This window comes from Bacillus sp. BD59S (assembly GCF_007363175.1).
GTDB lineage: Bacteria > Bacillota > Bacilli > Bacillales > Bacillaceae_G > Bacillus_A > Bacillus_A pacificus.
Genome location: NZ_CP034684.1, coordinates 105,093 through 118,097 on the forward strand (window position 1 = coordinate 105,093; position 13,005 = coordinate 118,097).

Here is a 13,005-nt window from a genome sequence, read left to right on the forward strand (position 1 = left end):
AACTTATTTATAGTAAGTTCCCTTTTTGTTATTTAATAGAAAAATATATACATGGAATGAGGTTAAAGGAATGTATATTGTAGAGTTTTTACAAAAAGAGCAATCGAAATCATTTAAAAGGTTTTTAAAGAAAAATAAGGCTTGGAACGGAAAACAATTAGGGCTTAGAGCTGCTGAAAGCTTAATTCAAAAATATGTTGCGGAAAATCAACAAAATGATCAAATTTTATTACTACTACAAGATATTGAGAATGAAAAAGCTTATGAATTTGCACTACCTGTAAGAGCAAGCGAAAAGTTTTCACTTTTAACTACGATTTCAAATGATCTTGAAGAGGGAAATACAGATTTTAATTTAGCGATGGATATTAAACAGGGGTTATATACAAGTTATAAAGCTGAAGAAAAACAAGGGAGTATAGAACCTGAAGTACAAGCACCTCAAAAGAAAAAGGGAGGATTCCTTTCTAAAATTTTTGGTAAAAAAGAAGAAGAAATTCCACATGCTGCTACTGTAGATACAAGGGATTTTGATGATGAAGTGCAAAAAGAGTTTGCAAAAGATGATCCATTTGAGGAAATGACAGACAGGGAAATGCAACAAAGAGGAATGGATTTATTTGAAGTATCAGATCTTGAACATTTAGAGAAGGAAGCTGAAAATCTCTCGGAAGTAAAAAAGGAAGATATATTTGCAATAGAAGAAAAAGAAGCTGATCAAGATAAAGAATTGAATTTAGAAAAAGAAAATGAAGAACTACCTTTTGAGGTAAACGGAAACGAATCTGTTAAAAGTATTGAAGAAGAACTATTTTATCCCGAATCTGAAAATGAAAAAGTAGAGGGGAATCAAGAAGCTCATTCCTTAATTCAAGCAAAAGATGTAAATTTCCCTGAATATGAAAAGTATATAGATTTAAAAGAAGTAGAAACAAAGCAAAGTCGCTATGATTCTCGCTTCACTATAAAACATTTATTAGGACTCATGGGTATGAGTGAAGAAACTTCAAAAACAGCCCTGGAAACTAAGAGATTACAATTTGTAAAGAATGTATTAAGTGGTAAGGATTTTTTAATTATTCAAGATAATTATTACCAGGATGTTAATAATTTAATAGACGAAATTCGCTTAATTTTAGAAAGAACGTATAAGGAAACTATAATGCGTGATTATCAGAAAGAAGCGGAAGAAAAATTACGTGAAACTTTTGAAGCGAATCTCCAAGAAAGGCTGCAAAAACTAAATGCATTTGAGAATAAGGAAAATCAAGAAATGCAACAAAAATTAAATGCATTTTCTGAGAAGCAGCAACTGGAATTACAATCTTTTAAATTAAAACAAGAAGCAGAATTTAAAGTATATGAATCAGATCTTGAAGAACGCAAGTTAATGCTAGTAAGTGCTCATGAAGAAGAATTAAAGGCAGAAAACGATATGGAGAAAGAAAAGTCACTCCATGAGAAAGCATATGACTTAAAACTAGAAGCAAATAAATTGTTAATAGATAAAAAGAACGAGCTTTTAGCTGATTTTGTTGGTGCACTAGAAGATATTATGAATGCTGCATCTGAATCACAAGAGTCACAATTGAAAGATTTACAAGCGTATATGAATCAACTAATTCCTGAATGGAGAGAAGAAATTCAAGCTGAGCATGATAAAGAAATGGAAAATCGTAAATTAAAGTTGGAAGAAGAGAAAAATCGATTAGAACAAGAAGCATTAATTTTAGAGCAGAGAAAACAGGAAGCGTTAGAAATGAAGACAAGCGCTAGAGAACGTGAATTACTGAATATCATTGATGAATTAAATGACAGAGTTATAAAGGCTTATGCTGGAACAGGTCAGATGCCACAACAACCAATGTATATGTATGCTCCACCAATGCAGCCAGTACAACAGCCAGTATACATGTATCAACAACAACCTGTAATGCAGCAACAACCAATGCAGCCACAAGAGGCACAACAACCTGTAATGCCATCGCAACCAGAAAGTAATCCAGAGAAACGCAGAAATCTCTTTGATTTTTGGTATAAAAATGAGAAATAGTACTAGGTGAGGAGGAAATGCGAGTGGGTATTGGAAAGCTCTCGTTAAAGCGGAAAAAATACCTCCATCACGATTATAGAATTGATGGTGAGGATCTACCGCAAGAAAAGAATAGAATTAATAAAAAAGCACTCGCAATCTCTTCAGTTGCGGTGCTTTTTCCTATAGGAGCAATAAATTTTGTAGCAGGATCATATCAGACAATTATAAAAGAATTATCAAAAACAGTTGAGAAACCAACTATTTTTGATGTGGTTGGTTCAAAGTGGGAAAATAGTTTATCAATAAAAAGTGTATTCCTTCCTGCATTGCCCACAAATATGTACTTGTTTAGCTTATTAGCTTCAACGCTGGTAGGTTTTTTGGTGTATTCAAAGGTTAATTATCGAAGTGACGAAAATGTAGCTTATGGTCAAAAGGGAGATAGTCGTTTTACTACGATTGAAGAAATTAAAGAACAGTATCAGGAGGTTCCTGAAAAGGCAGAGGTATTTGAGGGGTATGGCGGTGTACCTGTTTCTCATTACAAGGATAAATATTATATCGATCAGGATACTGTAAATACTGCAATCTTAGGGGTTTCTCGTTCAGGTAAAGGTGAAATGATAGTTGTCGTAATGATTGATAATTTGAGTAGAGCAAAAAATCAATCGAGTATGGTTGTAAATGATCCCAAAGGCGAGCTGTATAGTGCATCAAAAGAAACGTTAGAAAAGCGTGGATATGATGTTCAGGTATTAAATATTTTAGAACCGTTACAAGGTATGTCTTACAATCCATTGCAACTTGTAATTGATGCCTGGGTAAATGGCGATGATCAGGAAGCGGCAAAACGTGCAAATACTTTAACATTCTCTCTATACAATGATCCAAACGCTGGCGACAATGCATTCTTTAATACTTCTGCACAAAATGCGATTAACGGTATTATTCTCGCTATTGTAGATTATTGTGTGAAAAATAATTGCATTGAAAAAGTTACGATGCACAATGTATCCCAAATGTTAAACGAACTAGGAACATTTTATTACAAAGAAAATCCCGATGACTTTGTAGAAAAGAATGCTTTGGATGAGTATTTCAAGAGTCTACCACAAGGCAGTGTAGCGAAAATGCAATATGGATCTACAAGCTTTGCAGGTGAAAAGGCAAAGGGTTCTATTTTAGCTACTGCAAACCAGGGGTTGCAAACTTTCGCAGATAAAATGTTTGCGAAAATGACTTCGAAATCTAGCTTAGATCTAAAGCAGGTAGGATTCCCTAAAAACCTGTTTTTCCAGTTAGATGAACGTTTTCTAAATAAACGAGTTACAGTATCTTTTCACAAAAATGATGATGAGAAGACGGAAATTGGAAGTTACAAGATTAAGGTTAAATCTTTAGGTATGTGCAATATGAATTTCGATGATTCCTTAGAAGATGGAGATTTGTTGCTAATCCGTTATCAGGATGAAGAAAATCCTAATAGAAAATATCGATTATTATACAGTTTGAAATTTGAAACGTTATTAGATGAAAAGGGAAGGATTGTTTATCAGAAAAAAGAGGGGTGTGAAAATAAACCGGAGTATAAACGTGAGGTAACACTCATTAAGAAAGCTAATACTTTTCCTCTTGAACCAAAAGCGAAGCTAACCTATTCAGAAAAGCCAACTGCTGTATTTATGATTTTACCTGACTATGACAAATCAAATCATGCTTTAGCAAGTATCTTTGTTAAACAGTTATATACAGAGTTATCAACGAACTGTAATGACACGAAAGGAAAAAAATGTTTTAGACGTGTTCACTTTTTATTAGATGAGTTTGGGAATATGCCAGCTATAGATGATATGGGCGGTGTATTAACGGTTTGTGCCGGACGTAATATGTTGTTTAATTTGGTTCTTCAATCATACTCGCAAATTGAGAAACTATATGACAAGCAAGCTAAAGAAATCAAACAAAACTGTCAAAACCATCTTTATATCATGTCGACAGATCCTGAAACAATTGAAGAAATTTCAAAACGTGCTGGACATAAGACAATTATCGGGAAATCTTCGAATGAAAGTCATTTGGATGCAGATAACAAGGTAACGAAAAGTGCAGACCAACAACGTATCATCTCTCCAGATAGACTATCACAATTTCTAGAGGGAGAAACATTACTTATTCGTGCACTTCATAGACAAGATTTAAATAGAAAAAAAGTACGTCCGTATCCAATATTTAATACACAAGAAACGACTATGCCTTATCGTTGGCAATTTCTATCAAGCTTGTTTGATACTTCAAATGATTTAAATGATATTGATATTCCTTCCCTACATACAGGATTAGATTTAACCGATCTATATTTAAACTTCTTGGATTTTATTATAAATCCAGTTGCTAAAAGGGAATATATGAAAAAACAGTCTGCTAATGAAGTAGTTAAGGAAGAGATAACGCTGGATCAGGTTATTAAATCATTAATTGAGCTTGTAAAAGAAAAAAGAAATATAGACGATCCAAAAGAAATTCGTACACGTTTAGCAAAAATGCTACTAAATTATGCGAAAAATAAAGTAGTTCCTCCAATAGAGGAAGTGGAATTTCTAAAAGAACAATCCTCTGTTCAAGAGATTACAAGGTGTTTAGAAAAATTGCTCAAAATATTGGCAGATTGATAAAGTCAAAATATATAAGAAAGGTAGAACAGTTATGGCTGCTACAAAATTAAAGGAATGGTTTTTAAAAAGTAAAAGAACGTTAACAATAGGAGTATTTACAGTTTTAATCTTGATTAGTAGTTTTATATTTTCGCCCGTCACTTTTGCTGATGGATGGTGGGATGAGATTGTATGGAAATGGGATGATGTAAAAAAAGAAGAAGCACTTGTCTTTCTAGATAATGAATGGATACAATATGGAAATATTTTGGGGATGATACTGCAAAGCTTGAAGGGATGGATTATTCAACCACTATTTGCAATGGTTTCTTCTTTAGAAGATTTAATACCTAAAACATTTTCATTTTTTGATTTGCTAGAGGATACAGGGTTAAACTCATTTGCTGCATCTATAATGAAAGGGTTGTTTTATGCTTTACTATTGTTAGTTATTGTATGGTTAGCAATCAAAACCATTATACAACATAAGCCACCTCGATTTAAGTCGGTAGTGGTTAACATCATTGTAATGATTGGTTTGATAGGTGGATTAAATGAACTAATGGCAGATATGCAAAAAATGGCTACTGATTTTTATGAAGATACAACTAATGATAGCAAGGCAAAAGAAGGGTTGGCATTTAGTATAGTGAGGCAAAATACAGCAGATTTAGCGTATTTAAGTACTGTTGGTTTTGGTGCTATCCAAATTAAAGATTCTGACCAGAGTGCCAGTCACTTTGATGAAAGGTATCCGAAAAATAGTTTATCAAAAGAAATGTATATGGCTGCTGATCTAGGGGATATAATCAGTCCCGATGTTGTCGATAAACTAAAGGATCAGGATGATGTTGCAGAAGAAACAAAGTTCTTAGCATATAGGGTTACAAATAATGGGGTAGAAGAAGCACTGGAATCAATAGAAGATAGCTTTTTTAATCCGTTTAAAGATACATTTCCATCGGGATATATTCGCTATCCTATGAAGTTCACTACAATATTTTGGGGACTAGCTTCGCTAGGTATTGCGTATTTATTTACTATTTTTGTATTTGTAATGACAATATTCGAGATTGCAATGAAAAAAATTATTGCACCAATTGTATTTGTGACAGATATAGAAACTGGTGAAAAAACAAAGATGGTTATACAAGATATTGCAAAAGGATTCATGTTAATTGGTTTTACTGGATTAAGTTTGCGATTCTATACAATAGCAGTTAATTTCCTTGCGGGCAAAGACATTAATGCCTTCTTATATATTGTAGCTATGATTTGTTTAACTGGAGCGCTAATTAAGGGTTCTGATTCAATATTAAAATATTTTGGTGTCGATGTTGGTTTGAAAGAAGGAAAGAACAATTTGATGGCTGCTGTTGGAATGTTAGCAGCTGCTAATGGTGCAAGAAAAGGTGTAAGTAATATGTTTAAGAGTGCAAAAGATAAAATGGGTGGTCAAAATAAGCAAACACGTGATGATACACCAAAGCGTTCTGAAATGGATGCAGAGGATATGGAAAATCATCAAAATGAAAAAGAGAAAGGTAATAAAAAATCAGGGATTACACCTAAAAAGTTCATGAAAAATACTGGAGCGGCGTTAAGTTATGCGAGTAATAGAGGTGTCGGTGGCATGATGAACGATGCTGGTAATTTAGTTGCTGCTACTGTCGGCGGCGCTGTAGATAAAGGGAAAGAAAAAGTAACAGGTGTTGCAAAAGATGTATCAGATGGAGTTAAGGGTACGATAGATGAGTTTAAAGAAGGACAGGCGGAAGGTAAACAAAAAGCTCAAGAAAATAATGATCGCCAATTGTTAAATAGAATGGGGAAAGATATTCATAAAAATGCGAATTCAGGTACAGAACAAAGCGCTAATCCAAAAGTGGAAGATGTTTCTGTAGGAAATAAACAGCAAGTAGAACGAGAATTGGAAGTAGCTAATCGAATAAATAACCCAGGAAGAAATGAAGTGCCAAACGATCAGGCAAAAGGTGATCGTCAGCAAGTAGAACGAGAATTGGAAGTAGCTAATCGAATAAATAACCCAGGAAGAAATGAAGTGCCAAACGATCAAGCAAAAGGTGAACGTCAGCAAGTAGAACGAGAATTGGAAGTAGCTAATCGAATAAATAACCCAGGAAGAAATGAAGTGCCAAACGATCAAGCAAAAGGTGAACGTCAGCAAGTAGAACGAGAATTAGAAGTAGCAAACCGAATAAATAACCCAGGAAGAAATGAAGTGCCAAATGATCAAGCAAAAGGTGAACGTCAGCAAGTAGAACGCCAAGTTGAAGTGGCGAATCGATTAAATAATACAGGAAGTAAAGAAGTACCAAACACTCAAGCAAAAGGCGAGAATCAACGGGTGGAACGCCAGGTTGAGGTAGTGAATCGATTAAATAATACAGGAAGCAACGAAGTACCGAACACTCAAGCAAAAGTTGAGAATCAACAAGTAGAACGCCAAGTTAATGTAGCAGATCGTTTAAATAGTGTAGGGGCTTCTTCTGTATCACAAAATAATATTAAACCTGAAGCAAGTACAGTTCAAAGGGAAGTGAACATCCAGGACAATGTGAAGAGTCAAGGATCAGTAAATAGCGGAAATGTGGGCGTAAATGGAACGACAGTTCAACGAGAAGTGAACGTACAGGATAATGTGAAGAATCAAGGGTCAGTAAATAGCGGAAATGTGGGCGTAAATGGAACGACAGTTCAACGAGAAGTGAACGTACAGGATAATGTGAAGAATCAAGGGTCAGTAAATAGCGGAAACGTGAGCGTAAATGGAACGACAGTTCAACGAGAAGTGAACGTACAGGACAATGTGAAGAATCAAGGATCAGTAAATAGCGGAAACGTGAGCGTAAATGGAACAACAGTTCAACGAGAAGTGAACGTACAGGACAATGTGAAGAATCAAGGATCAGTAAATAGCGGAAACGTGAGCGTAAATGGAACGACAGTTCAACGAGAAGTGAACGTACAGGACAATGTGAGAAGTCAAGGAACAGTAAGTAGTGGGAATGTGAGTGTAAATGGAACGACAGTTCAACGAGAAGTAAACGTACAGGACAATGTGAGAAGTCAAGGAACAGTAAGTAGTGGAAATGTGAGTGTAAATGGAACGACAGTTCAACGAGAAGTAAACGTACAGGATAATGTGAAGGATCAAGGAACAGTAAGTAGTAGAAATGTGGGCGTAAATGGAGCGACAGTTCAACGAGAAGTGCATGTTCAAGAAAAAGAAGTAAGAGCATCTGGTTTAAGACAAAGGGGTATTAAGCGGAATCGAACAGATCAATTACGAAGAAACTAATATTAGGAGGGATTAGGTTGAAAGTAATTGATATTGCCGACAGAAGAAGAGTTTATTTTGAAATGAAACAAAGAGAATTACAATGTAGTATTTTAATAACTTTAGCTGGATTTGTAGCGGCAGTAGTTTTATTGGTTTTTCAAATTAGATTTGAATGGGGGCAGCTATATCATTACATTTGCATTATGTTCCTTTTAGTATATTTTTCTTTTAATCTGTATTCGAATAATAAATTATCAAAAGAATGCTCAAAAATAAATAGATATCGGCAGGGATAACAATATGAGTAATTGGTTGTTTGCTATCTGCATGTTAGGAGTTGCGATTGTGATAAGCATGATCGCAACTTTTTTTAAACAGATTTTTAGATTATTAAAGCGAAAAAAGAAGAAAGAACCTGAATGGGTTACGGTAATGAGTGCGGAGTATATTGATAAAGACTTTTTAGGTAGAACTTTTAGGGAGGGGGATGATAAATGAATTTAAACGGTGAGAAACAAGAGGTTTTTGATTTAGGCATTGAGTTGTATGAATTTTATGCGGCGGAAGAATTGAAAAATACAGATCCATTTTTTGCTGCAGCAAGGATGAAATTATACAAATCAGTATTAGCATTGGCTGTTAATCATGACGATTTGAATGAAGAAGAAATGACAAAGATTGAAAGCCTTGAGGATTATGAAAAGATATTGAGCACATTGCCAAATAATCATCTTGCTAGAAGATACTATCAGGGATTTCAAAATGTTACACCTATAATCAAATCATGTGTCATGGCTGATTTTAGAGTGAGCATGCAGCAGTTTTGGAGCTTAATTGAAAAAGTACTTGAGAAGGACAGTGATTAATAATGGAAATGCTACGTAATCCCAAAAATACAAAACAAGAAATTAAAATAGCATTCTTTTATCTGATTGATGCTGGGATTGTTGGTCTGATGCTGCTTTTAGCAAGTTACATGCCTAAATTTATTCCAGTTGGCGGCTTTGCGAGAATTATGTTTTATGTGTTATTTGGAGCTTTTGGACTATTTTTATGTATTAAGCCAGCTAATAGTCCTACAAATCGAAACATGATGGTTATCATAGATATGTTGAAACAAGATAATAAAAATTATCATCCAATTGAAGTAAAGAGAATAAGCAGTGAAACGGAAAATAAATAAAAAGCTTAAGAGAGTGCTTAAATAGTACTCTCTTTTTATATTTCTTGAAAGGGAAGATGAATATGAAGGTTGCAACAGTTGAACCGAAAAAAATGAAGCAGAAAAAACAGGTTGATTCAGCGGAGAATAATGAAAAACAAGGCTTTATATCAACAATTTTTGCATCGTTTAAAAATGCGGATGTACCAATACTTGATGTGTCCCCCTATAAACGAATTGATAAAGATTCCGGTATTTTAATAGATTGTAGGGACAATTTACAAGTGTATCTGAAGGTGAGAACAACAGACTTGTATTCTATGAATGATGATGATTTGAGACGTTTTATGAACCAATTAACTAATCTATGTAAAGTTTATCATGAGCCATTTAAAGTCTTATCCTTAACATACTCTACGGAAACAACGGAACAGCAAGTTTATTGGAAGCGTATGGCGTTACGATTTCAAGCAAAAATGAATCGGGAGGAGGTGACAAATGAAGAAGCTCGTGTGTGTTATCAGAGATATTCGTTAGCGGTTGAAAACCTAAATCGGGCGCTTTGGGTAGAAAAAAACTTAAAGGAACTAGCATTCTTTATCGTTGTTTATGGAGCAAACGAAAAAGAGTTGGTAAAGAACGTAAAAGACATGAAGCGCTATGGTGGTAGACAATTTGACTTACAGAACATGAAAGCAAAAGAAGTTGAAAAACTAATCTTTAAAATGCAAAACATGAACTCGGAAATGTAAAAGGAGTGATAATAATGGTGAAACTAGGAAGAAAAGAACAGCAAAAATATCAAAAAAAGGGTTATGATTTAGAGTTCATACAGAGAGTGCAGCCGCAAGGTGGGATAAAGTTTAACGAGAAATATATAGCGCAGGGAGATTGCTATGTTGCTTGTTTACATGTTTATTCTTTGGCCGAAGATATACCTCCATTATGGTTAACATCTCTTATGAATAATAAGGATACACTTTCAAGTTTGGATATAGCAACTGCAAATAAGGAAGAAGTAATTAAAGATATTAACCGTTCCATTTCTGAATTAAGAGATCGTTCAGAAACGGAACGTCGTGCAACTGATCGTGATGATGCAAACTGGGAATTACAAAACTTAAAGCTATTTGCAAATGCAATTACTCAACAAGGGGAGATTGTAAAACTTGTAGCACTAAGAATTTTTATTTACGATCCAGTTTTAGAACAACTAGAAAAACGGATTGGTGATTTGAAAAAAGAGATTGCAGGACAAAATTATAAAGCGCAGGTGTATGTATTTAAGCAAAAAGAAGAGTGGCAATCTTTGTTTGCAAGTTACGATCAGCAAATTGAATACTTGGGAACAAAAGCAGGTATTCCGCTACCATCTACAAATATTGGGCATGGATTACCGTTTCATCATCAAGATTTAAAAGATCCTAGAGGGATTTATTTGGGTCAAACAAGTACTGGTGGAGCATTTATTTTAGATCCATTTTATTCTACGAGCACAAGAACATCATTTAGTGGATTCGTATTTGGTAAGATGGGTGCAGGTAAGTCTACTTTCTTAAAACAACTTTTAGAAGGTTTATTAGCAAAAGATTGTTTTATTAGGGGCTTTGATAAAGCAAAAGATTATTACACAATCGTACAACAACAAGGTGGTAAGATTATTGATTTAAGTGGTGCAAAAAGTAATGGCATTGTTGAAACTGGAATGATTAATCCTCTTGAAGTATTTGCAACAATTATCAATGAGACATCAGGGGAAGTTGATGAAAAAGGATCATTCTTGCAGCATTTATCTAAATTAACAAACATGCTTAGGTTTTTAAGTGTAGATATTTCGGAAACGGTTGTAAAAGAATTCCGTAATTATCTCTTAGAATTTTATATTCAGTATGGGCTAATCCCGAAAAGAGGGGAAAATAAACCGTTTAAAATTACAGGTCTACCACCTAAAGAATATCCAATCATGGAAGAGTTTCTTAAGTATTTGAACGAGGTAGAACTTGAAAAAGGTTCAACAGCACAAAGACTTCGAGATTTAGAAACTTTAAGAGTACAGGTACGTGATATGGTTATCGTATATGGCGATATTTTTAATGGGCATACAACATTAAGAAATTTTGAAGATGAAAAAATTGTTTTCTTTGATATAGATGGAATTTCAAAAATAGATAAACCAATTTTCAACTGTCAATTGTTCACTGCATTAACGCTTATTTGGAGTCATGCATTAAAGAATGGACGCAGAATGAAATACTTGCGAGAAGAAAAGAAATATCCATTTGAGGATCTTACTTACTTTATGGTGTTGTTGGATGAGTGCCATAACGTTATAAATTCTGAGAATAAATTTGCGAACAGATATATTTTGGAGTTTGAGAGAGAGATGCGTAAATTCTTTGCTGGTATCTTCTTTGCAACTCAATCACCACAAGAAATGTTACCGCCACCAGGTAGTAATGTAGATGTATCAGATATGAAAGCAATTTTTGAATTAACTCAGTACAAGATGTTTTTAAACATGGATAACTCTGTACTAGAAACCTTAAAAAGTGTTTTGGGTGAGAGTTTAACAGAGTCAGAGTTTCGTATTTTACCAGAATTAAAACGAGGGGAAGCAATTGTACAGGTTAGCTCTACTGAAACATATAACGTTATGTTTGATCCTGATGAGAAGCAATTAGAACGCTTTAAAGGTGGTCAGTAATATGCAAACTGCACAAAAAACACAAGGAACGGTAGTAGATAAATATAAAAAAATTAAACGATTGAAAAAGTTATATAGCTTATTAGGTTCTTCAGGAATACTAGTTATTGGAGCGATTATTCTTTCCTTAGTTGTATTAATAGCGGTACTTGGTGGTGGAGATTCAAAAAAATCAGGTAGTGGTAGCCTTATTAGTGGAACTGCATCAGTAAATAATTTACCACCAGAAGTAATGCGTTGGAAGGACATGGTTGAAAAGGAATGTGCAGCACAAGGAGTGCCTGAGCTAGTTCCTTATGTGTTAGCGATCATCATGGTTGAAAGTAATGGTATTTCAGAAAAACTGCCTGATATTATGCAGTCAAGTGAGTCACAGGGTTGGCAAATGAACACCATTTCTAACCCGAAAGATTCTATTTATTATGGTGTTATGCATTTAAAGGGAGCTTTTGATGACGCAAAAATGCTAGGGATTAATGATTTATTAGCCATTGTACAAACGTATAACTTTGGTCGTAATTATGTACATTGGTTAGCAGCAAATAATAAAAAGCATTCCTTAGAAACTGCTGATAACTATTCCTTAACGGTTGTTGCACCTGCTGGTGGTAATAAAAATGGAACAAGAATTGGATATAGTCAAGCTGTAGCAGTTGCTTACAATGGTGGTTATCGCTATATAAATGGCGGTAACTTTTTTTATGCAGAAATGGTTAAACAGTATTTGAGTTTTGATAATGGAACTGCACCAGTTAATGGATCAGAAACTTTTAAGGCAATAATGAATGAAGCTTTGAAATATAACGGAAATCCTTATGTTTGGGGCGGTAAAACTCCCGCACAAGGATTTGATTGTAGTGGATTAACTTCGTGGGCATTTAGGGCAGCAGGGGTTAATCTAAATGGTTCAGCAGCAGAACAATACGCTGCTACTGTTCCAGTTGATCCGAAAGATGCACAACCTGGCGATTTGGTTTTCTTTAAAGGTACATATGGTGGGCCAGATCATGTAAGTCATGTAGGGATATACGTTGATGCAAATACAATGTATGATTCTGAAAATGCAGGGATTGGTTATCACCAATTTACCTCACCAGGATGGCAAAAATACTATGCAGGAATTAGAAGAGTTGCAAGATAAAAATAGAA

The 13,005-nt window shown here is 34.5% G+C and carries 10 protein-coding genes; all 10 read left to right on the top strand.

Features of this window, described 5'->3' with window-relative positions:
- Positions 1–70 precede the first annotated feature (70 nt).
- The 10 genes from EKQ63_RS00660 to EKQ63_RS00705 all read left to right on the top strand — a co-directional run bounded on the left by EKQ63_RS00660 (position 71) and on the right by EKQ63_RS00705 (position 12,997).
- Positions 71–2,053 carry a hypothetical protein gene (locus EKQ63_RS00660; RefSeq protein WP_143880546.1) on the top strand — a complete coding sequence of 661 codons (1,983 nt, stop codon included), beginning with the start codon at positions 71–73 and terminating at the stop codon, positions 2,051–2,053.
- A gap of 17 nt (positions 2,054–2,070) precedes the next feature.
- Complete coding sequence (locus EKQ63_RS00665; protein WP_143880547.1) at positions 2,071–4,704, top strand: VirD4-like conjugal transfer protein, CD1115 family; 2,634 nt, start codon at positions 2,071–2,073, stop codon at positions 4,702–4,704.
- 34 nt (positions 4,705–4,738) lie between these two features.
- Positions 4,739–8,008, top strand: a complete 3,270-nt coding sequence (locus EKQ63_RS00670) for a pLS20_p028 family conjugation system transmembrane protein (protein ID WP_143880548.1) — start codon at positions 4,739–4,741, stop codon at positions 8,006–8,008.
- A 17-nt stretch (positions 8,009–8,025) separates the two neighbouring features.
- Positions 8,026–8,286: a hypothetical protein gene (locus EKQ63_RS00675; RefSeq protein WP_000862939.1), complete on the top strand. Its 261-nt coding sequence runs from the start codon at positions 8,026–8,028 to the stop codon at positions 8,284–8,286.
- 4 nt (positions 8,287–8,290) lie between these two features.
- Positions 8,291–8,488 (top strand): hypothetical protein, encoded by a 198-nt coding sequence (locus tag EKQ63_RS00680; protein ID WP_143880549.1) that lies wholly within the window; start codon positions 8,291–8,293, stop codon positions 8,486–8,488.
- A complete protein-coding gene (locus EKQ63_RS00685) occupies positions 8,485–8,856 on the top strand; it encodes a hypothetical protein (protein WP_143880550.1) in 372 nt (123 codons plus the stop codon). Before EKQ63_RS00680 ends, EKQ63_RS00685 begins: the two co-directional genes overlap by 4 nt.
- A 2-nt stretch (positions 8,857–8,858) precedes the next feature.
- Positions 8,859–9,173 carry a DUF5592 family protein gene (locus EKQ63_RS00690; protein WP_000425580.1) on the top strand — a complete coding sequence of 105 codons (315 nt, stop codon included), beginning with the start codon at positions 8,859–8,861 and terminating at the stop codon, positions 9,171–9,173.
- Positions 9,174–9,235: 62 nt separating this feature from the next.
- Entirely contained in the window at positions 9,236–9,904 is a 669-nt protein-coding gene (locus EKQ63_RS00695) for a TraC-like domain-containing protein (RefSeq protein ID WP_142303208.1), read from the top strand.
- Between the two features lie 14 nt (positions 9,905–9,918).
- Positions 9,919–11,856, top strand: coding sequence for a VirB4 family type IV secretion system protein (locus EKQ63_RS00700; RefSeq protein WP_000239785.1), 1,938 nt, complete (start codon positions 9,919–9,921; stop codon positions 11,854–11,856).
- Position 11,857: 1 nt separating this feature from the next.
- Positions 11,858–12,997: a bifunctional lytic transglycosylase/C40 family peptidase gene (locus EKQ63_RS00705; RefSeq protein WP_143880551.1), complete on the top strand. Its 1,140-nt coding sequence runs from the start codon at positions 11,858–11,860 to the stop codon at positions 12,995–12,997.
- Positions 12,998–13,005 lie beyond the last annotated feature (8 nt).